Source organism: Thermococcus sp. EP1 (genome assembly GCF_001317345.1).
Classification (GTDB): Archaea; Methanobacteriota_B; Thermococci; order Thermococcales; family Thermococcaceae; genus Thermococcus_A.
The window spans coordinates 50,613-71,297 of record NZ_JXCG01000008.1; the positions used below are offsets into that span (position 1 = coordinate 50,613).

Annotated in this window: 17 protein-coding genes and 1 tRNA gene; 8 read left to right on the forward strand and 10 right to left on the reverse strand. The window is 39.9% G+C overall.

All coding sequences use genetic code 11. The features are described 5' to 3' along the window. Window positions 1–20: 20 nt before the first annotated feature. Window positions 21–1,274 carry a PLP-dependent aminotransferase family protein gene (locus EP1X_RS07530; protein WP_055283263.1) on the reverse strand — a complete coding sequence of 418 codons (1,254 nt, stop codon included), beginning with the start codon at window positions 1,272–1,274 and terminating at the stop codon, window positions 21–23. A 266-nt stretch (window positions 1,275–1,540) separates the two neighbouring features. Here EP1X_RS07530 and EP1X_RS07535 point away from each other — a divergent pair, with 266 nt between their 5' ends. Beyond that, window positions 1,541–2,509, forward strand: coding sequence for a ribose 1,5-bisphosphate isomerase (locus EP1X_RS07535; RefSeq protein ID WP_055283265.1), 969 nt, complete (start codon window positions 1,541–1,543; stop codon window positions 2,507–2,509). Here EP1X_RS07535 and EP1X_RS07540 read toward each other — a convergent pair. Further along, window positions 2,506–3,117 (reverse strand): hypothetical protein, encoded by a 612-nt coding sequence (locus EP1X_RS07540; RefSeq protein ID WP_055283267.1) that lies wholly within the window; start codon window positions 3,115–3,117, stop codon window positions 2,506–2,508. The two genes, EP1X_RS07535 and EP1X_RS07540, sit on opposite strands and share 4 nt — an antisense overlap. 145 nt (window positions 3,118–3,262) lie before the next feature. Here EP1X_RS07540 and EP1X_RS07545 point away from each other — a divergent pair. After that, window positions 3,263–3,339: transfer RNA gene (locus tag EP1X_RS07545), tRNA-His, on the forward strand. A gap of 73 nt (window positions 3,340–3,412) precedes the next feature. On the opposite strand, the gene EP1X_RS07550 is transcribed toward EP1X_RS07545, so the two are convergent. Next, window positions 3,413–4,450, reverse strand: coding sequence for a ribonuclease H-like domain-containing protein (locus EP1X_RS07550; protein ID WP_156300726.1), 1,038 nt, complete (start codon window positions 4,448–4,450; stop codon window positions 3,413–3,415). A gap of 42 nt (window positions 4,451–4,492) precedes the next feature. Here EP1X_RS07550 and corA point away from each other — a divergent pair, with 42 nt between their 5' ends. Next, window positions 4,493–5,482, forward strand: coding sequence for a magnesium/cobalt transporter CorA (gene corA / locus EP1X_RS07555; protein ID WP_055283271.1), 990 nt, complete (start codon window positions 4,493–4,495; stop codon window positions 5,480–5,482). On the opposite strand, the gene EP1X_RS07560 is transcribed toward corA, so the two are convergent. After that, the gene (locus tag EP1X_RS07560; protein ID WP_055283272.1) at window positions 5,477–6,163 is read right to left on the reverse strand and encodes an amino acid racemase; all 687 of its coding nucleotides are present in this window, start codon (window positions 6,161–6,163) and stop codon (window positions 5,477–5,479) included. The two genes, corA and EP1X_RS07560, sit on opposite strands and share 6 nt — an antisense overlap. Before the next feature lie 5 nt (window positions 6,164–6,168). Beyond that, on the reverse strand, window positions 6,169–6,684 hold the full coding sequence (locus EP1X_RS07565; protein ID WP_055283274.1) for a cob(I)yrinic acid a,c-diamide adenosyltransferase: 516 nt from the start codon (window positions 6,682–6,684) through the stop codon (window positions 6,169–6,171). A gap of 130 nt (window positions 6,685–6,814) precedes the next feature. On the opposite strand from EP1X_RS07565, the gene EP1X_RS07570 reads away from it, so the two are divergent. Further along, window positions 6,815–8,233, forward strand: coding sequence for a TldD/PmbA family protein (locus EP1X_RS07570; RefSeq protein ID WP_055283275.1), 1,419 nt, complete (start codon window positions 6,815–6,817; stop codon window positions 8,231–8,233). A gap of 5 nt (window positions 8,234–8,238) precedes the next feature. Continuing rightward, window positions 8,239–9,564: a TldD/PmbA family protein gene (locus EP1X_RS07575; protein ID WP_055283277.1), complete on the forward strand. Its 1,326-nt coding sequence runs from the start codon at window positions 8,239–8,241 to the stop codon at window positions 9,562–9,564. Window positions 9,565–9,578: 14 nt separating this feature from the next. On the opposite strand, the gene EP1X_RS07580 is transcribed toward EP1X_RS07575, so the two are convergent. The 3 genes from EP1X_RS07580 to ndk all read right to left on the reverse strand — a co-directional run bounded on the left by EP1X_RS07580 (window position 9,579) and on the right by ndk (window position 11,944). Further along, window positions 9,579–10,046, reverse strand: coding sequence for a COG2426 family protein (locus EP1X_RS07580; RefSeq protein WP_055283279.1), 468 nt, complete (start codon window positions 10,044–10,046; stop codon window positions 9,579–9,581). A 33-nt stretch (window positions 10,047–10,079) separates the two neighbouring features. Further along, window positions 10,080–11,360: a C69 family dipeptidase gene (locus EP1X_RS07585; protein WP_055283281.1), complete on the reverse strand. Its 1,281-nt coding sequence runs from the start codon at window positions 11,358–11,360 to the stop codon at window positions 10,080–10,082. A 62-nt stretch (window positions 11,361–11,422) separates the two neighbouring features. Beyond that, window positions 11,423–11,944 carry a nucleoside-diphosphate kinase gene (gene ndk / locus EP1X_RS07590; protein WP_055283283.1) on the reverse strand — a complete coding sequence of 174 codons (522 nt, stop codon included), beginning with the start codon at window positions 11,942–11,944 and terminating at the stop codon, window positions 11,423–11,425. 103 nt (window positions 11,945–12,047) lie between these two features. Between ndk and EP1X_RS07595 the strand changes: the two genes are divergently transcribed. Further along, window positions 12,048–13,769 carry a glutamate--tRNA ligase gene (locus EP1X_RS07595; RefSeq protein ID WP_055283285.1) on the forward strand — a complete coding sequence of 574 codons (1,722 nt, stop codon included), beginning with the start codon at window positions 12,048–12,050 and terminating at the stop codon, window positions 13,767–13,769. On the opposite strand, the gene EP1X_RS07600 is transcribed toward EP1X_RS07595, so the two are convergent. Then, complete coding sequence (locus tag EP1X_RS07600) at window positions 13,760–14,371, reverse strand: asparagine synthase-related protein (protein WP_055283287.1); 612 nt, start codon at window positions 14,369–14,371, stop codon at window positions 13,760–13,762. The genes EP1X_RS07595 and EP1X_RS07600 overlap by 10 nt on opposite strands. Before the next feature lie 20 nt (window positions 14,372–14,391). Further along, a complete protein-coding gene (gene infB / locus EP1X_RS07605) occupies window positions 14,392–16,185 on the reverse strand; it encodes a translation initiation factor IF-2 (RefSeq protein ID WP_055283289.1) in 1,794 nt (597 codons plus the stop codon). 121 nt (window positions 16,186–16,306) lie between these two features. Here infB and EP1X_RS07610 point away from each other — a divergent pair, with 121 nt between their 5' ends. Together EP1X_RS07610 and rgy are read left to right on the forward strand one after the other, a co-directional pair. Then, window positions 16,307–16,837: an SWIM zinc finger domain-containing protein gene (locus tag EP1X_RS07610; protein ID WP_055283291.1), complete on the forward strand. Its 531-nt coding sequence runs from the start codon at window positions 16,307–16,309 to the stop codon at window positions 16,835–16,837. 190 nt (window positions 16,838–17,027) lie between these two features. Further along, the gene (gene rgy / locus EP1X_RS07615; RefSeq protein ID WP_055283293.1) at window positions 17,028–20,672 is read left to right on the forward strand and encodes a reverse gyrase; all 3,645 of its coding nucleotides are present in this window, start codon (window positions 17,028–17,030) and stop codon (window positions 20,670–20,672) included. Window positions 20,673–20,685 lie beyond the last annotated feature (13 nt).

Genomic DNA, 20,685 nt, shown 5'->3' on the forward strand with positions numbered 1-20,685 from the left:
GTTTTCCTTAATAACCTTTGCTATCCCTTCATTTCCTCTTTTATGGCCTCAGCAAGGCGTTTAACACCTTCTCTAATCTTCTCCTCAGGAACATAGGTAAAGTTAAGCCTCATGGTATTTTTCACATCCCTGTAAGCAAAGAATGCCTCTCCCGGGACATATGCAACGCCCTTGCTAACAGCCTTTTCAAACATTTCTTTTGTGTCTATTCCTTCTGGGAGTGTTACCCAAACGAACATTCCTCCCTCGGGTACTGTCCACTTGACTCCCTCAGGCATGAACTCTTCTAGAGCTTTTAACATGGCGTCCCTTCTGGGTTTGTAGAAATCAATTATCCTTGGTATGTGAGCGTCTAAATGTCCGCCCTCAACGTATTTCCAAGCTATTACTTGGCTAAAGGTATTGGTACATAAATCAACACTTTGTTTTGCTATCTCAAGCTTCCTTATGAAGTGAGGTTCTCCTGCGATCCAACCAATCCTAAACCCTGGAGCAAGGATCTTTGAGAAAGTTCCTAAATAGAGTACCCTTCCTTCCTCGTCCCATGACTTGATTGGTTTTACTGGTTCTCCAGAATAACGTAGTTCGCCATAGGGGTTGTCCTCCACTATTATGAAGTCATATTGAGATGCTAATTCAAGAAGCCTCTTCCTCCTTTTCTCATTCATAGTGACTCCAGCAGGATTCTGGAATGTCGGAATAGTGTAAACTATCTTTGCCTTCTTACCCTCTTTCTCTAACTCCTGAAGCTTCTCCTCAAGAAGATCAATTCTCATACCTTCGTCATCTAACGGGATCTGAATTAACTCGGGATCATAATACTTGAAAGCTTGAAGAGTGGCCAAATAAGTTGGACCTTCAACAATCACAATGTCTCCTGGGTTTATGAAGACCCTACCGATCAAGTCGAGCGCTTGCTGGGAACCACTGGTAATCATTATGTCTACCTTTGAAATGGGGATCTCATACCTCTGCCTCATCCACTCGGCTAGGGCCAGTCTTAATGGTGTGAATCCCTTAGTGGTCCCGTATTGGAGTGCTTGAGCAGCGTGGTTCTTGAGAACCTCTTTTGTAATCTCTTCAATTATCTCCACAGGGAATGTTTCAGGTGCTGGAAGACCTCCTGCAAGTGAAATTACATCTGAACTCTCTACAAGTTTCAGAAGCTCTCTAATCTCCGAAGCCTTCATTCCAAGTGCTTTTTCTGAGAAATATTCCTCATAATTCAAAGGTGGAGCCTCCAATTTTTCCTTGAGTCTCTTTTCAAGTTCCATCTTACTCGTCCTCCAAACTTTTTGATTTAATGTACTAAAATGAACACATGGTCTATCCTATGCATTGGTAGTTTTGTGACAATTAAATATAAAGCTTTCGGCGTTGGTCGGAAACACCCTTTACTTTTGTAAAGAACAATTATAATATTATTTTATGTACACCAAAGAACATATAAAAACGCCAGTGCACAAGTAATAAAAAGAAGAGTAGTGAGGTATATAAACCACCCCTACTAAATAAATAGCACCCTCTAGGAGGGAGGAAAATGCGAGTAGTAAATGATGTTTTGGAGATAGCAGAGAAAATAAAAACAATGGAAATAAGAGGAGCTGGAAAAATAGCACGATTTGCGGCCCTTGCCTTGCAAATTCAAGCTGAAAAAAGCAAGGCACAAACTGCTGATGAACTCTGGAATGAAACTAAAGAGGCCGCTAGATTATTATACCATACACGACCCACCGCTGTTTCTCTCCCAAATGCACTAAGATATGTCACTTATCGTGCAAAAGCTGCATATAGCGGCGGAGCAAGCTTAGAAGAACTTAAGTTTGTGATCATAAATTCAGCAAAAGAATTCATACACAACTCAGAAAATGCAGTAAAGAGGATAGCTGAATTTGGAGCAAAGAGAATTGAAGACGGAGACATAATAATGACACACTGCCACTCAAAAGCGGCAATTGGTGTGATGAAAAAGGCCTGGGAAGATGGCAAAGACATTAAAGTTATTGTGACCGAGACCAGACCCCTTTATCAAGGAAAACTAACTGCTAAGGAGCTAGCTGAAGCTGGAATTCCCGTTATCTACGTGGTAGATGGTGCAGCAAGACACTATATGAAAATGACAGACAAGGTGGTGATGGGGGCGGATTCCATAACTGCTAACGGTGCAGTTATCAATAAAGTAGGGACAGCGTTGCTGGCTCTAACTGCTAAGGAACACCGCGTTTGGGTCATGATTGCTGCCGAAACATATAAATTCCACCCAGAAACTCTTCTAGGACAGTTAGTAGAGATAGAAGAGAGAGATCCTTATGAAGTTGTTCCAAAAGAAGAACTTGAAACATGGCCTAAAAACATTGTTGTAAAGAATCCCGCCTTTGATGTAACTCCTCCAGAGTATATAGACGTGATAATCACTGAAAAATCAGTTATACCACCATCTGCTGCTATAGCTATCTTGAAAGAAGAGTTTGGATGGGCCCTTAAGTACACAGAGCCCTGGGAGGATTAATCCCCCATTATCTCATAAAACAGCTCATCTTCCCCGAGCGCTTCCTTTAATTTTTTGAAGTTTTCTTCCAGCCTTGGAAGTCTTGACTTACTCCGTTCGAGCATTCTATTGCCAAGATTAACTGAAAATTCAAGGTATTCATCGCTTATTAAAGTCTTTCCATCCCTTCCCAGAGGGACTGTTAGGTATTCGGTTCCATTTATCTCCACAAGCGTCCTTCCTTTGTTGAGAGCTTTGAAGGTGGTGTACTTGAAGCCAGAGGATAAACCAATCTCGTGAAGCTTCTTCGCTATCTCCATACTCTCCGCAACGACATGAAAGATTGGAGGTTGGACCTTTAGAAATATAATGCCGTTTTGAGCGTTTTTTAAGCTCTCTTTGACTTCTTCAAAAGTGACAGGCCTGTGCTCCTTAAGGAGCCATCTTGAGAGAGGTTTAGCCCCTATTTCCGGTTCCTCTATAACACCTATCCTTCCTGAACATGAACTCGTGGTGTAAACTCCATTTATGGAATTTATCAGGAAGAGCAAGTCAATTATATCATCATCAACTTTGTTCTCTCTGATGGCATTGATGAGAATTTTTAATGATTCTCTCTTCGCCCTCATCGTTTATTCACCCCCCTTAAATTAAGGTTGATGAATATGGAGGAAAGTAAATTGACTAATCCACTAATGCCCCTTTATTAGCCCTTTTTGGAAGTATTTTGGCGAAAAGTTTATAAATATATCCCAGATAGCTAAAGTGGACATGGCCGGGGTGGTGTAGCCTGGTTAGCACAGGGGACTGTGGATCCCCTAGCCCGGGTTCAAATCCCGGCCCCGGCCCCAGAACAACACTTCTCCCAGAATAAAACGCTTCTAAAACTCACTCTAACAAATTACATGGTAGATCCTAAGAGTTCTAATCTTTAATCATCTCAAGAAGCGTCCCAAAAAGCTTCACTGTTGTTACTATATCCAGGGCATTATGCTTTATTATTGGAATTACTAGGGCAACGTCTCCAGTATTCAGGTAATAACGGTAAAAATCAGGTATCAAAGCACTTGGAACGTCTTCTCCTCTTTTAAATCCAAGTAAATATCTTTCAAGGGTTTGGAGCTTATAATTGGGAACTCCTCTAATCAGGCTTCTAGAAAAGAGAAAGACATCATAGTTTGGAATTTCAAGGCTCTCCTCAATTCCATAATACCTCAATCTCTCCTGAATGAATGGAACATCAAAACGTCTTCCGTTAAAGGTCAGTAAAGCTTCCTTATCCCTAAAAAGCTCAAGGAACTTCAAAATTATTGCCTTCTCCTCCTCCAAATTTCTTGCAAAATACTGTCTTATAGTGAGCTCATCTTGTCTAAACTCCCCCGTCCCTATGAGAATTATTGGAGCATTAAAAAGGCCCAGAGTCTCTATATCAAGCACCAAAAACTTTTCTAAATTATGAAGAGCAGCACACTGGAGGATGAGAGGGTGCGACTTCCTAAATCTCCTCCCCATGTGTTCTAAGATTTCATAAATTCTGCGCTCCTCTAAGCATTTTAGGATCTTTGAGGCATCGTCTTTAAACCTTGGATGATTTATAAGATCTCTCAAAGTAGAATACCCTCTTTCCTTAAGCTTCTTCTCTCTGTTCGGCCCAATTCCAGGGATTAGAGATAGACAAGATAAAAGATTCCACCTTGCTCTTTCACTCTCTGGGAACCTTATTTTGACCCTTTCCTTCTTTTCTATTAAATAGCAGTTCCCAACTTCCTCTCCTGAGAATACTTCATCTAAGCTTTTTCCTCCATATCTCTCTAAGAATCTCTTTTTAAGGCCCTCTGCCAAATAATATTCCCATTCCATCAATGCAGTTCCCAAGAGAATAAAGGAGAAGAGTATTAAAAACACTTTGCTTTGCTGGATGAATTTAACCTGCCTCTGGGAAGAGAAAACTATAATTACCACTAACTCCAATTCCAATTAGTAGCTTCCCTTGTGGTGTTTGAGATGAATGAATCTTCCAAAATCACTGTATTTGCATACTCAAAAGATCAATTTGAAGAAAAAAGAGTCAAAAAGGTCGAAGAGGCCTTAAACTACAAAGAGTATAGTGTAGTATGGATAAACATTGATGGTATCGAGCATTTAGAAGAGCTAAAGAGAATTTTTGGATTCCATGACGTGGCAATTAAAGCCATACTCAGGGCAAAAAGCCGTGCGAGAGTTGCAATCCTAAAAGACCATCTTTTTATCTTACTTCACCAAGTCTATGAATTAAAAGGTGGGCTGAAAAAAGAAAGAACTGCAATTTTTCTCAAAGACAATTTTGTAATTACTCTGCAAGAGCGCTCTGGAGATGTGTTTAACCCAATAAGAGAAAGTATACGACATGGTGAAGGCATTTTTAGAGAGCGTGGTGCAGACTACCTAACCTTTGCCCTCCTCGATGCAATAGTCGAAAACTATGTACCTATATTAGAAAACATCAGCACTCAAATGGAAGTAGTAGAGAACAAAGTGCTAAAAAACGGAGATAAAGATGCTCTTCGCAAGATACACGGAATCCGAAGGCGGATTTTATTTGCAAGACGCACTATATTTCCCCTTCTAGAAGTTTTTAGGAGACTACGACTCGAGGGGAAAGAGTTCTTCACCGAGGAAACACAAGGGTATTTAGAAGAACTTTACAACCATGTTATGGAAGTCCTTGATATTATTGAGAACCAACGAGAAATGGCCAGCGGCTTGGTGGAAATATATTACTCTACCCTCTCCATGAAAACAAACGACATTATAAGAATACTAACGGTTGTTTCCACGATTTTCATTCCTTTAACATTCATAACAGGTATATACGGAATGAACTTCAATTCAAGAATCTCTCCATACAATATGCCTGAGCTCAACTGGTACTATGGCTATCCCATTACACTTTTAATGATGCTTGCAATAGCCCTCGGGATGTTATACTACTTCAAAAGAAAAGAATGGCTATAGACCTAAAGCAAGTTTCACGGCTTTTTCAGCTATAACATCCATGGGGTCTATAAGAGGAATCTTAAAATCCTCTTGCCTTAAAGCTACACTTACTTCAGTACAACCAGCTATTAGGCCGTCACTTCTCTTCTCAAGTTTTTTAGCTACTTTGAGCATCTCACTCCTTCCCCATTCAATGTTTCCAGCTTTTATACCATCATAAATAGCATCCATTAGGGATTTTTGGTCTTTTTCATTAGGTACTGCGATTTTAATACCTCTACTTAAAAGAGCCTGATGGTAGACCATTCCCTTTATAGTGCCATCAGTTGCCAAGATGCCGACCTTTTTGAGTCCTAGATTTTTTATATATTCGGCTGTTTCCTCTACCATGTTTATGAAAGGAATATTAACAGCCTTTTGAATTTCTTCGGCAAAATAATGGGCCGTGTTACAGGGCATTATAATAAAATCTGCTCCCCAAGCCTCGAGTTTTTTAGCACTCTCTATAAGCTCTGGAAGAGGATTCTCTCCTTTAGCCAAGATATAAGCAGTCCTATCAGGAATTTTTGAATTATTATAAATTATTATCCTTGGATGGTCTTGATCTTTTTTTGCAGGAGTTTTCAGAACTATCCGTCTAAAGAGCTCAACTGTTGCAAGTGGGCCCATACCTCCCAATATACCAATAACTCTTTCCATACTTTTCACTTCACATATTTTATTTTTCCTTCTTTCCACTCCACGTACCTGGCCATTATAAATAGCAAGTCACTCAACCGATTTAAGTATTTCATCACAGCATGTCCTATTCCATATTCTGACACAAGCTTTGCCACTTTTCTCTCTGCCCTTCTTGAGATTGTTCTGCAGATATCGAGCTTTGCACTTCCAATTGTGCTACCCGGTATTACAAACCCCTTGAGCTCGACTTCACTTTCGAATTTCTTAATAAGTTCTTCCAGACGAGCAATATCCTTTTCCCCAATTTTTTTGTATTCTCCTTTACTTCCAATATCTGCCATGAGTGAATAAAGTTCAATCTGAAGTTCTTCTAAGAGCTTTTTAAGGTCTTCATCCACGTAATGCTTTGCCTCTCCCAAGAATGAACTTAGCTCATCTATACTCCCGTTAGCCTCAATTATAGGTGAGAACTTAGCTACCCTTTCACCAGTGAAGATCCCCGTTATTCCATCATCCCCTGTTTTTGTCGTGATCGGCATAATATCACCACTTCATGGTTCACCGTTAATCCTTATCAGTTTTTCTCATCCCGATTCAACCTCTATCGAAACGAAACGATTTTATACTTCAGGAAAGTACTAATATATGCAGTAATCAGGGGTGATGTGCATGCATGAGCTCGTTGAATTTGCGGTTGAGAAAGCCCAGGAACTTGGAGCCTCTTATGCTGAGGCAAGGTTTGAAGAAAAAGATGGAACAGAACTGGTCATGAAGAATGGAAATCCTGAAGGTCTAGGGATTCTAGCTGAGAAAGGAATGGGAATAAGAGTCATAGTTAATGGAGGCATGGGATTTGCCTCTACAAATGTTCTGACAAAAGAAAGTGTTCTTGAGGCTGTAAAAAAAGCTGTGAAGCTAGCAAAGGCTGCAGCAAAATTAAGGAACAAACCCATCCAATTCAGCGATGAAGATTTCCACCAAGTTTTTTATGAGGTTAAGATGAAAAAAGACTTTAGAGACATTAGTGCAGAAGAGAAAATGGAGTATTTAAAGCTCATCGAAGAAAAAGTAAGAGAAACCGGAATTAACGTCCCAATGCGGTTTCTGAGATATGGAGATTTCATGTGGCACAAGATCTTCATGAACAATGAAGGTGCATTTGTTGAGAGTCTCATCCCACGAGTCTCAGTCATGTATAACTTGGTCGTCTTTGAAGAAGGGCAGATGGAACAAGCTCCTTTCGTTCAAAGGGCCTTTTCTGGCGGACTTGAACTAATTGAGAAAGATCAACCGTGGGAATGGGCCGTGAAAGACGTCAAAGCCCTGCAAAACCTCATAAAAGAAGGTCAAAAACCACCTGAAGGAAAAGTTGATGTTGTGATAAGCCCAGAGGTAGCAGGAATAGCTGTTCACGAGAGTGTTGGCCATCCCTATGAACTGGACAGAATAATGGGAAGAGAAGCTGCTCAAGCGGGAGAAAGTTTCGTAAAGCCCTCAATGCTTGGGGAGAGAATTGGAAGTGATGTCGTGACAGTTATAGAAGACCCGACAGTTCCAAACAGTTGGGGATTCTATCTTTATGATGATGAAGGTGTTAAAGCAAGGCCTAGATATCTCATTAAAAATGGGATAATAAATGAGTTCTTAATGAACAGGGAGTATGCTGCGTACCTTGGAATGAAGTCAAACGCATCAGCCAGGGCAATAAACTACAACCGCGAGCCTATAGTAAGAATGGCAAACACCTATCTCGCGCCAGGAGATTACACCTTCGAAGAGCTGATCGAAGATATAAAGCTAGGCGTTTACATGGTAAGCTTTAACGAGTGGAACATAGATGACAGAAGATTCCAACAAAGGTACATAGGAAGAGAAGCATACCTAATCGAGAACGGAGAGATAAAACACCCTGTAAGAAAGCCAATTCTTGAAATAACTACTAAAGGCCTTTGGAGCAGTGTTGATGCTGTTGGAAAAGACGTCGAATTCTATCCAGGCACATGTGGAAAAGGTGAACCGGGACAGGGGGTACCAGTGTGGATGGGAGGACCACATGCGAGACTTAGGGAGGTAGTGCTGAGGAGGTGAAAAAGATGTTCGAAGTTAACGAATTAATCTTAAAAAGAGCAAAAGAACTCGGATTTGGAGATGTAGTGGTTTTATCATATGAACAAAGCAGAAGACAGGTGAGATTTGCCAACAATGAAATAACAGTTGCAAAGAACTGGCATACTCAAAAGGTTGAACTCTTCGTCGAGTATCAAAAAAGATTGGCATCCACCACTTTAACTGCTTTAGATGAGTCCACGATAGATAAAGCTCTCCAGACTCTTCTGAAGAGTGTTAAAAATCTAGCACCTAAAGAAGACTACTATGGTATAGCAGAGGGGCCATTTAAGTATAAAGACATTCCTGGAACTTTTGATAAAGCTATAGTCGAACTAGATGAACCAAATGAGTATGTAGAGGTTGCCATTAATGCTGCCCTTGAAGAAGGTGCCAAAAGGGTTGCAGGAGTACTTTACACTGATCACAACAAGCTCTATCTGAGCACCAGTAATGGAATAGAAGCATTTGACGAAGGAACCGGGATAGAGATAAGTGTTAGGGCATTCATAGGCGACGAAGAAAGCGGGCATGGGACAAACTCCGTAAGAATTCTCAAGAAGTTTGACCCAGAAAGTGCTGGAAGAAAAGCAGGAGAAATAGCCAAACTTGCTACCAATCCAATACAAGGCGAAGCAGGAACTTTTGACGTTATTTTTGACCCATTGGCCTTTGCTAACCTTCTCAGCTATATGAGCTTCATGACCTCCGCATTTGCCGTTGAAGCTGGTTTTAGCTTCTTAGTGGGCAAGTTGGGACAAAAAGTTGCAAATGAGAAAGTCAGTATCAAAGATGTCGGAGACATGCCAAATGCTTACGGAACGAGAAAATTCGATGATGAGGGGGTTCCCACAAGAGAAACAAAGATAATCGAGAATGGGATCTTAAAAACGTATCTCCTAAATACAAGCTTTGCAAGAAAGTACAAGACCGAGACTACAGCAAATGCTGGTTTACTAATGCCCCAAGCATGGAATATTTATCTTGAACCAGGAGACTACTCAAAAGATGAAATATTTGGCGAAGTTAAGCACGGTATCTACATTACTAATGTGTGGTACACAAGATTCCAGAACTATGTTACAGGTGATTTCTCTACGATACCAAGAGATGGAGCATTTTTAATCGAGAATGGGGAGATAACTAAGCCCATAAGAAACATAAGGGTAAGTGACAACTTCCAGCATATATTGGAGAACATTGCAGCATTAGGAAAAGATCTCTATCATGTCCACTGGTGGGAAGTTGCTACTCCCGTGTTTACACCCTATGTTCTCGTGAAAAACGTAGGAATAACGAAAGCAACAAAATAAGGCTTTTTCTTTTTTTAAAATATTTTTACTACACCTAAGCTTGGAATTAAGGTTATTAAGATGCTCAAAAGCCCACCAATTACCAAAGCAGGGATTGCTTCTCTTTTTTCTATTCCAAACAGATATGCCGCTAGGCTCCCTGTCCATACTCCTGTTCCAGGAAGAGGGATTGCCACAAATACTACAAGGCCCAAAAAGCCCCATCTCTCCACATAGGGATGGGCTTTTCTCCTTACTCGCCCTACATACCTCAAATAGAGCTCCGCAAATTTCCTCAAAGAGGTACCCTCAAGCTTAAGCATAACCCAATCTATAAACGGAAGTGCAATGGGGAGTACAAGAGAAAGAACTAAAATCCCAAGAGATGCCATTATCAAAGTGCCAGGAATAGAATAGCCCCTACCAATGCCATAAACTATTGCATATCTTCCCTCAAATGTTGGTATCAAAGAGAGCAAAAATATCTCAATTAAATTGTTCACTCTAAGCACCGAATAGAATAAAATAGAAAGGGGTTAAAAATCTTGTCTTAAACCCGCTTTCTTGTTAACTTTTTTCCACCTCATACCATAGAAGAAAGGAAACTTGCCTGGGGTGATCTGCTTTTCCCATCTTTCTACAAGCTTTATCTCTTCTTCAAATGCCCACCTTGTTAATTCTTCCAAGTTCTCAGTGCTTCCTTCAAGTTGCTTCGCCTTTTCTATTATTGTTCTCTGCAGTTCATCCCCCTCTTTGGCAAATTCACTTATATAAGCCCGATAATTGGTCTGAAATATTCTATGAAATCTCTCCATGCGCCACCAGTAATTTTTGGGATTATACCTATTATTGGGAGCCTCTCCCAAATCTGGAAGCCCTCCTTCAAAGACGACTGGCTTGAATATGCTTAAACATGGATTAGACGCTCCTGTAAACCAGTGAATGCTTAAATCTTCCCTAAGCTCTGAAATCTGAGATGATGCGGTTTGAGAGGGCCGTGTTAGACCCCCATAATGCATGCATATATCTCTCATAGAGCCCTTTTCGGGGGAGTATGGCTCAACATTGTGTGATCTCAAGATTTCCATTATATATTCAAGTGTTATTTCTCCCTTTCTTTCCTTGAGTTTTTGATATGTGAAAGCTCTTCTCTTCCTTCCGTAGGCAAAATGAGTATAGAACCTATCGGAAAAATGGCGGGCAAAGTTGAAGTTACCCTTTTTTGAGAGTTTTTCAACGCTGTCAGATGCTAGATCCCACTCGTCTTCAATCGTTAGGGCATTTGAAATAGAGTAAACATCCTCAATTCTCTTTGCAACCCAATTTTTGCCAGCAGTTTCAAGAACCCAAGCTTCTTTCGTATCTGCAATTATGAAAGAGTTGCTGTATACCATCTTATGTTCGTAACTCCCACTCCCTCCCTGACCATAATTCTCAATTATCTCAATTATAAAATTAAGAGCTTCTTTAGAGGTTTTTGTTCTCTCAAGTGCAAGTCTTATCATATCCATTCCCAGAATCCCTTTTTCTGAGAGTTGTTCTTTTGTAAAAACTGCTGTATTGCCTATAGCTAAACCAAACTCATTCACTCCCATTTCAGCTCCCCAAATCCACCAAGGTCGAGAGAGAATCACTGCATAAGTCTCTCTAACCTGAGGGAACTCAAGATAAGTTAGTCTTACCATTTCACTTTCGTGCTTTTGCCTTGGAATGTATTCCAAAATCTGAGCCTCATTTGGATCTCTATCACTGTTCTTAGCAAACAGCATTATATTATCTCTAGTCACTTTAGGGGTCGCAACGAGAATATCACACATATCAAACACCTAGAAAAGAATAACACGTAAGACCTTTTAATAATTGAGGAAAAAGAAAATGTTCAAAGCTCTTGACACCTTGTCGAGTCTAGGTATTCACCTTTTTCTTTATCCCAGTGAGAGTGATAGAACCACTCTGCGGCTTTGCAATACTCAAAGAGCTCCTCGTCCTTGAAATAGAGTGCTATTTCTCTCTTGGCAGTTTCTTCGCTATCAGAGGCATGGATAACATTGTATATTGCATCCCCTACATCAAGGCCATAATCACCTCTAATTGTTCCTGGTTCGGCGTCCTTTGGATCTGTTGCACCACACATCTTTCTTACCACGCTAATCGCGTATCTTCCTTCTACGACCATCACAACACTTGGAGCCTTTGTTATGTAGTCTATTAGTGGTTTAAAGAATGGCTTTCCCTTATGCTCCTCATAGTGCTTTTCGGCCAATTCTCTATCAATGTGTATCATCTTCATCCCAATTATTTTAAGACCTCGCTTCTCAAATCTACTGATAATTTCACCTATAAGTCCTCTAACAACAGCATCAGGCTTTATGATTACCAGTGTTCTCTCCACTTTGTTCATTGGCAACACCAAAAACAATAAGTGTAGTGATTTAAAATTCTTTTTAATGAACCTCGCACAAGGTTTATAACTTAACCCTGCCTTCTCCCTATGGTGAAGAAAAATGGAGATAAGGGAGACGATACTCAAATACGCGCTCATCAATGCTATCCAGCATGATGGAAAAGCCAATTCCAAAGCAGTTATAGGGAAACTACTTGGTGAGAACCCGGAACTAAGGCCAAAAGCCAGAGAAATAATTCCTCTTGTCAATGATATAGTCCAAGAAGTCAATTCTATGAGTATTGAGGATCAAAAAGCCAAGTTAAATGAAATTTATCCCGAATTCTTCGAAAAGAAGGAGGAGAAAAGGGAAGAAAAGAAAGGTCTTCCCCCCTTACCTAAGGCAGAAAAAGGAAAAGTCATCACAAGATTTGCCCCGAATCCTGATGGTGCATTTCATTTAGGAAATGCTAGAGCCGCAATTCTAAGCCATGAATACGCTAGAATTTATGGTGGAAAATTTATCCTGAGATTTGATGATACTGACCCCAAAGTGAAAAGACCCGAGCCAATCTTTTACGACTGGATTATTGAGGATCTAAAATGGTTAGGTTTCCAGATAGATGAAATCCACATGGCAAGTGACAGGCTGGAGATTTATTATTCATATGCGGAAAAACTGCTTGCGATGGGAAAAGCCTACGTATGCACATGCAAACCAGAGGATTTCAGGAAGCTTAGAGATGACGGAAAAGCATGCCCCCATAGAGACCTACCCCCAGAAATCCAGCTTCAAGAATGGAAGAAGATGCTCAATGGCGAGTATAAGGAAGGAGAGGCTGTCGTAAGAATAAAAACCGATCTAAGTCATCCAAATCCAGCGGTAAGAGATTGGCCAGCACTTAGAATTATTAATAATCCCAATCACCCAAGAACAGGAGACAAATACCATGTATGGCCCCTCTATAACTTCGCTTCTGCTATAGACGATCATGAGCTTGGTGTTACTCACATCTTCAGAGGGCAAGAACATGCTGAAAACGAGACAAAGCAGAGGTATGTATACGAGTATTTTGGATGGGAATATCCACAAACAGTTCACCATGGGAGGCTCTCAATTGAAGGAGTTATCTTAAGCAAGTCAAAAACAAGAAAAGGAATAGAAGAGGGCAAATACTTAGGATGGGATGATCCAAGACTCGGAACTATTAGAGCTCTAAAAAGAAGAGGTATCCAATCAGATGCTATTAGAGAACTAATAATTGAAGTAGGGCTCAAAAAGAGCGATACTACCATCAGTTGGGATAACTTAGCAGCAATAAACAGAAGACTAATCGAACCTATTGCCAACAGGTATTTCTTTGTTGCCGATCCAATACCAATGGAGATTAAGGGTTACAACGAAGAGTTCATAGCAGAAGTACCTCTCCATCCCGACCATCCCGAGAGAGGTGTTAGAAAGCTTAAATTCACTCCTGGAAAACCAGTGTACGTATCAAAAGACGATCTCGAACTCCTCAAGAGCAACGAATATGTTAGACTTAAGGACCTCTTCAATGTAAAAATCCTGGAAGTTAGTGAAGAAAGAATTGTGGTGGAATTTGATAGTATTGAATACGAAAAAGCCAGAGAAAACAAGTGGAGAATGATCCACTGGGTTCCAGAAGGAAAACCATGTGAAGTTTTAATACCAGAAGGAGATGAACTCGTAGTTAGAAAAGGCCTGCTTGAAACCGATGCAGATCTAAAAGTTGACGACATAGTCCAGTTCGAGCGTTTTGGCTTTGTGAGAATAGATAAGATAGAGGGAGAAAAAGTAACAGCGATCTTTGCTCACAAGTGAGCCTTTTCTTTTTTCCATCCCAGTACTCTTGACTGCAAATGTCTCTTTGGGAAAATTGTAAGTGGGTCTATACCTTTCTCTCTTAAGAGATACCTGATTTCCACTTCATAGTCAGATTTTTCAAGCTTTTCACTCTCTTTGAGTTCAATTATGAAAAGTCTATCCGTAAGTTCTCTTATTGTCTTATATCCAAGGCCTAAAAGTGGCCGTATGTACTGAACGTTGAATCTATCCTCAAGACTTCTTGTTTTCCTCTGATCCAGTAATGGAACTCTATCATCTCTTCTAGTTCCATCACTTACTCTTTCTACGTCCTCACGTCTGGCAATCTCCTCCAATGCCATTTCATGAATAAATTGGATGGCATTGTTTGGATGTTTATCATTGATACACATTTCAGTAGCTTTTTCAAGGATTTTTCTGTCTAAGAAAAACACCTCATGCTCAAACCCAAGGCTTTGTGCAGTTTCTCTAGCATATTTCCAGCTGTCAAGGAGTCCAAAATTAACAGTAACCAGTTTAACTTCATAACCCAGTCTTTTCAAAATATATGCCGCCAGTGAAGAGTCTTTCCCCCCACTGTAAAGATGGTAAACCTCCATAAGTACCACCAAAAGAAAAATTAAAGAGCACTCCAGAATGGGTCTTTCTGGGCCTTTACTTTTGCCGTCTTTTTCAAAGCTTTTATATCGGTGTCATCAAGTACATCTCTAAGTTCCTTCACTAGCCTTATTGCATCATCTTTACTTATATCCACATAAAGGATTTCCCCTGGATGTATGTGTCTTCCCACCATGGCTCCCTCAATTGCCACAGCCACTTGATCTCCTTTCTTAGCCTCTTGGAGGAAATCTTCTTTGGACTTAATTGATTTTATTACTCCTACTCTATCTCCATTCTGCTTTATTAGCGGATATCCTGGCTTTATCCGTCCTTCAAGCACCTCTATTCCCACTATAGCTGGATGGCTTCTCCTAAAAACATACCGTTCATCGGGGAAGAGTTTAATAACACCAGGGAACTTGGTCTTTGCTAGAACCTCTTTCTTTTTCTTCTCTTCCTCTGCCTTTACCCATGCTTCATAATCCTCTATTATCTTGTAAATTATGTTCCCTACAAAGAGAGGTATTTTTTTGGCATTGGCGACTTCTTCCGCATCTTCATTAACTTTCACATTGAATCCAATAACCACACCATAGAATGGTTCCTCTTCTTTTACACTAAGAGCCTCCATAACATCGGTTTTGCTGATGTTTCCTACATCAGCCTTTCTAATGGGGATATTCTTCTCATGAAGTTCTTTACTCAAAGCTTCCAAGCTTCCAATGGTGTCTGCTTTTACTATCACTCCTACTTTATCTGTGCTTATAATCACACTCTTTATTTGGTCAAGGATCTCTCCTTTAGCCCTTTCAAGTTCCTCCTCACTTCTCACAGCTATCACTGGAGACCCAGCAAGGGCATCTTCCAATCCAGGTGCTGCTATTTTGATACCTGCAGAAGCAGAAACCTCTTCAACCTGATCAAACCTGTATCTCGGATCTCTTATCTCATCAAGAGGCTTAGGTTTAAGAAGGGCCCTTATTTTTGTGACTATAGCCTTATCTTTGCCTCCCACAACAATCATATCGTCTTTCTTTAAAGTACCGTCATAAACTATCACATCTATTGTTGTTCCAAAGCCTATTTCCTCCCTAACTTCAAGTATAGTTCCTCTTGCAGGCCCCTCTACTTCTATCTTGAGCTTCTCCTCAAGATACTTTTGAGCCAAACCGGAGATAAGTACAAGCAATTCAGGAATTCCAATACCATATTTAGCAGAGATTGGGATTATTGCGAGCTCCTTTCTGAAATCTTGGACACGGTCAAATCTATTGGCCTGAAAACCAATCTCATAGAACTTTCCTATTAATTCCCAAAGTTTGGTCTCAAGCTCTTGTTGTGCCCTCTGATCCTGTTTTTTAATATTGACTAAGAAAGGCTCATTTTCAGTTATTTTCCATCCTTTAATACGATCGATCTTATTTGCAGCTACAACAAAGGGAGTCCTATACTTCCTCAAAATTTCTATACTCTCCAATGTTTGGGGCTGAAAGCCTTCGTTTACATCAACTATGAGAATTGCTAAATCCGCCAAGCTTCCTCCCCTTGCTCTAAGGCTTGTGAAGGCCTCATGACCAGGAGTATCTATAAAAAGTAATCCTGGAAGCTTAATCTCACCTTTCCAGAGGCTTAAAAGAGGGCCAGCAAGCTGTTTAACAACATCGATAGGAACTTCAGTAGCACCTATATGTTGGGTAATCCCACCCGCTTCTTTCTCCGCTACGCGGGTATTACGTATACGGTCAAGCATTGTCGTCTTTCCGTGATCAACATGTCCTAAAACAGCTATAATGGGTTGCCTGATCTTTTTCATACTCTCACACTCCATAAAACTTTTGATAAGCGTTATCGGGATTAACTAAAACCTCTACTTTTTAAAGGTTTAGGAGAGTTAATCTTAAAAATCCCAATGCTTACTACATTTAGTGGTTATCATGCAAAAGAAAACTCTACAGAAAGGGAAGAGCTATTACAAAAAAGGAAAGGTTCTGTGGGTTCTCAAGTATAAGGAAAAACTGTTTTCCAAAGTTCTGGGAACGTATCCGTATTATGTAGAAGTGGACTTAGCAAAAAATTCAAACAGATGCACCTGCCCACAGGGCAAAGACTGCAAACACGTCGCTGCTGTACTCATGGCCTTTGAAGAAGGATTCTACATTGAAAGTGAAGATCCCCTCTCAGAGAGTTTACCAGAGCTAGTTATTGAGAAGTATTTCTTCACTGAAGATCCTGCACTTGGGATAGAAGTTCTGCTGAAAGAATTACAGTACCAGATAAACAATGATGAAAGTGGAAGTGAAGTTACTAGGCTTTTAAGGAAAACCTTAAAGCTCTTCCCACAAGCTCCCTCTGCAGAAATGAGATTTCAAATAATCGAGATATTTAATGAATTCAAACGAGTATTTTCAGAATATAAGCTGACAGAAGAGTTGGAGAAAGAAATCAAGAAAATCTTAAACTTCTAATTATATCACTTGCTCTTATTTACGCCCATAACCCCCCCAATCATCTCCAGTTTAACATTCTTAGCCCTAAAAGAGAACCTTTCAAAAGTGTCTTGAACCTTCTAACCTTTAGGTTCCACTTATAGTAGGGTCTTCAAAAAAAGCCTTATAAAGTTTGCATCTCTTAGAAAAGGATTAGAGGGTGGATAAAATGAAGGCAGTATACAGGGGCATGTGCCCAAATTGCCAAGATGTGATAAGCGATGAGAGGTTATATAATAAGCATCCATGTGAAACATGTCTTGACGAAGAAATTAAATCGGATGTTTATTTTGAACTTGTTAAAGGAATTTACGATGCTTTAAAGCTTAAAAACACATTAAAACACTGGGAAGAAGTGTACTCTCTAGAACAAAGACTTATTGAAGCGGAAAAACTTTTTAAAACTGCTACTGGATTCACATTCTGGAGTGCTCAAAAGACCTGGGTAAAACGGCTGGTAAGAGGAAAAAGTTTCTCAATCATAGCTCCAACGGGTATGGGAAAAAGTGTTTTTGGGGCGTTTATGTCCATTTATTATGCCAAAAAAGGAAAGAGATCATATATTGTCTTACCAACAACGCCTCTGGTCGTTCAAACGATCAAGAGAGTCAAGACTTTTGCTGAAAAAGCTGGAATAGATGTTAATTTAGCATATTATCATGGAAATATGAGGAAAAAAGAAAAAGAAGAAATGCTCCAAAAAATCCAAACTGGTGAGTTTGATGTTCTCATAACCTCCGCCCAATACCTTGCGAGAAATTTTGATGTCTTAAAGGACAAAAGATTTGACTTTATCTTTGTAGATGATGTTGATGCTTTTTTAAAAGCTTCAAAGAATATAGATCGCTCATTGATTTTACTCGGCTTTACCGAGGAAATAATTCAAAAAGCATGGGAAATAATAAGGCTCAAAAAACAGATGGCAAAATACCTTAATGGAAACAGAAAAGACAAAAATGAGCAGTTAAAAGAACTAAATAAGCAAATAAACGCAATTGAAAAAGAAATAAGAGAATTTAAACGCAAGAATAACATTGGAGTTCTGATTGTGGCCTCAGCAACTGGAAGTGCAAGAGGTGACAGAATAAAACTCTATCGTGAACTCCTTGATTTTGAAGTAGGGAGTGGACGATCCGCATTAAGAAATGTAGTGGACACATACCTATCTCCCCAACACCCAATAGAAGAGCATGTTGAAGAGATCATAAAGAAATTGGGCACTGGAGGCCTTATCTTCGTACCTATTGATCAGGGTATACTCTATGCAGAAAAACTAACTTCTTACCTAAAGGATAAAGGATTCAAAGTCGAATTAGTTTCAGCGAGAAATAAAAAGGGTCTTGAAAAGTTTGAGAATGGAGAGGCCGACTACCTAATTGGGGTTGCAACTTATTACGGATCTATTGTTAGAGGCTTAGATTTGCCACATCTAATAAGGTATGCAGTTTTTACTGGTGTTCCTAAATTCCGATTTAGCATAGATTTAGAACAACCTACTATCTACAGAGTTCTTGGTCTGATGAGTGAAGTTATGGAATTCCTAGAAAACGAAGATAGAAAGAATGCAGAAAAACTCTACGCTAGAATAAGAAGGCTCATAAGGAACATTCCACAGTTTGAAATTTTAAAGATAGAAGAAGCACTTGCAGAGGGATTGCCTCTAGAAGGATTTTCAAATCATGTTCTCAAGGTATTTAAGGAGGCAGTTGACTTTTTAAGAAATATATTGAAGAAGGAAGACGTTCTCAAGAGAATCGAGGAAGATCCTTTCGTAAGTCTCAAGAAAGAGGAAGGAAAGTGGTACATAGAAATCCCTGACGTTAGGACGTATATCCAAGCAAGCGGGAGGACTTCAAGACTATTTGCTGGTGGTATAACTAAGGGACTAAGCATAGTAATTGTGGACAACGAAAAGGTGTTCAATGGATTAAAGAGGCAAATGCGCTGGCGCTTTTCTGAGTTTGAAATGGTGGCCTTTAATGAACTAGACCTAGAAAAAATACTCCAAGAGATTGACAGAGATAGGGAAAAAGTCAAACTTATTATGGAAGGAAAGATCGCAGAGAAAACAAAGGATTTAGTTAGGTCAGCTCTTATGATAGTGGAGTCACCAAACAAGGCAAGAACTATCGCAAACTTCTTTGGTCAACCAAGCAAAAGACGTATCGGCGATTTAGTCGCATATGAAGTAAGCATTGGAGAATTAATGCTAACAATCCTTGCAAGTGGAGGACATATGTTCGACCTTGTAACCAATGACGGTTATCACGGGGTCTTGGTAAACGAAAAAGATGGAAAACTCTACTTCGTGCCAATATATGATACTTTAAAGCGTTGTAGAGACTGTGGTCACCAATTTGTGGACTGGGAAAGTAAGGGAGTATGTCCAAGATGCGGGTCTAAAGATATCAGAGATGCCCTCGAGAATGTGATGGCAATGAGGGAAATTGCTCAAGAAGTTGATGAAATATTAATCGGAACTGACCCAGATACTGAGGGAGAAAAGATAGCATGGGACATAAGGAATGTTTTATCCCCTTACACCCCAACAATAAAAAGGATTGAATTTCACGAGGTTACTAGGCCAGCTATTCTGAAAGCACTGAAAGAAGCAAGAGACGTGCACGAAGGCAGAGTAAATGCTCAGCTGGTAAGAAGAATCGAAGATAGATGGATAGGCTTCGAATTAAGCCAAAAACTCTGGGAAGTCTTTGAGAATACCTATCTTTCAGCAGGAAGAGTTCAAACACCTGTACTAGGGTGGGTAATCCAAAGATATAAGGAATTTGTAGAAAGTGAAACCAATTTTGTAAGACTAACCCTCGAAAATGATCTGGATGTCACCCTTGAAGGCGTTAAAGACGAGGTCGAAGAAGTTGTTGTAGAAGATGTGCAGCTGGAAGAGAGAGAACTCAATCCATTACCACCATACAGTACTGATACCATGCTTCAAGATGCTTCAAGATTTTTAGGATTCTCAACTGACTATACAATGAGACTAGCCCAAGACCTTTTCGAATTAGGTCTTCTTACATATATTAGAACAGACTCAACCCATGTCAGCAACGTTGGTATAGAAGTTGCTAAAGAGTACATAAGCGATGAAATCGGCGAGGAATACTTCGCCCCAAGGAAATGGGGAGAAGAAGGAGCTCATGAATGTATAAGACCGACAAGGCCTATAGACACCGGAAGATTAATGCAACTACTCAGAGATGGAGTTATAACACTTGCAAGAGGTCTGACAAGGGATCATTTCAGACTATATGACATGGTATTTAAGCGCTTTATGACATCCCAGATGAAAGCCGCAAAGATACTCTATGAAAAAGCAATCATAGATGCAAAAGTTGCAAAAACAGAAATAGAAGGCTATGTAGACATTCTTTATGAGGGATGGACAAAAATCCGGAATCCACCACTGAGAAAGCTTCCAAAACTTGAAAAAGGACAAAGGATTAGAGTTAAAGAGATCAAGAAATGGAAGGCTCCAAAAGTACCGCTTTTCACTCAAGGAGATATAATTGCCCTGATGAAAGAACGCAAAATTGGAAGGCCATCAACATATGCCAAGATAGTCAAAACCCTCCTTGATAGACACTACGTCATAGAAACCAAAGGGAGAAAGAAACTCGTGCCTACAGAGCTTGGAACTAAAGTATACCATTATCTCATAACCAGGTACAAAGAGCTCGTAAGCGAAGAAAGGACTAGACAGCTTGAAGAGCTCATGGATCTGATAGAAGAAAACAAAGCGAACTATCAAGAAATCCTGAATGAAATGTACAAAGAAATTAAAAAATACATCGCTTGAGGTTTTTCTTTAA

Excerpts from the sequence above, each read along its gene's own strand:
- EP1X_RS07530 (WP_055283263.1), bottom strand. The coding sequence starts at position 1,274 with ATGGAACTTGAAAAGAGACTCAAGGAAAAATTGGAGGCTCCACCTTTG.
- EP1X_RS07535 (WP_055283265.1), top strand. The coding sequence starts at position 1,541 with ATGCGAGTAGTAAATGATGTTTTGGAGATAGCAGAGAAAATAAAAACA.
- EP1X_RS07540 (WP_055283267.1), bottom strand. The coding sequence starts at position 3,117 with ATGAGGGCGAAGAGAGAATCATTAAAAATTCTCATCAATGCCATCAGA.
- corA (WP_055283271.1), top strand. The coding sequence starts at position 4,493 with ATGAATGAATCTTCCAAAATCACTGTATTTGCATACTCAAAAGATCAA.
- EP1X_RS07560 (WP_055283272.1), bottom strand. The coding sequence starts at position 6,163 with ATGGAAAGAGTTATTGGTATATTGGGAGGTATGGGCCCACTTGCAACA.
- EP1X_RS07565 (WP_055283274.1), bottom strand. The coding sequence starts at position 6,684 with ATGCCGATCACGACAAAAACAGGGGATGATGGAATAACGGGGATCTTC.
- EP1X_RS07570 (WP_055283275.1), top strand. The coding sequence starts at position 6,815 with ATGCATGAGCTCGTTGAATTTGCGGTTGAGAAAGCCCAGGAACTTGGA.
- EP1X_RS07575 (WP_055283277.1), top strand. The coding sequence starts at position 8,239 with ATGTTCGAAGTTAACGAATTAATCTTAAAAAGAGCAAAAGAACTCGGA.
- EP1X_RS07585 (WP_055283281.1), bottom strand. The coding sequence starts at position 11,360 with ATGTGTGATATTCTCGTTGCGACCCCTAAAGTGACTAGAGATAATATA.
- ndk (WP_055283283.1), bottom strand. The coding sequence starts at position 11,944 with ATGAACAAAGTGGAGAGAACACTGGTAATCATAAAGCCTGATGCTGTT.
- EP1X_RS07595 (WP_055283285.1), top strand. The coding sequence starts at position 12,048 with ATGGAGATAAGGGAGACGATACTCAAATACGCGCTCATCAATGCTATC.
- EP1X_RS07600 (WP_055283287.1), bottom strand. The coding sequence starts at position 14,371 with ATGGAGGTTTACCATCTTTACAGTGGGGGGAAAGACTCTTCACTGGCG.
- infB (WP_055283289.1), bottom strand. The coding sequence starts at position 16,185 with ATGAAAAAGATCAGGCAACCCATTATAGCTGTTTTAGGACATGTTGAT.
- EP1X_RS07610 (WP_055283291.1), top strand. The coding sequence starts at position 16,307 with ATGCAAAAGAAAACTCTACAGAAAGGGAAGAGCTATTACAAAAAAGGA.
- rgy (WP_055283293.1), top strand. The coding sequence starts at position 17,028 with ATGAAGGCAGTATACAGGGGCATGTGCCCAAATTGCCAAGATGTGATA.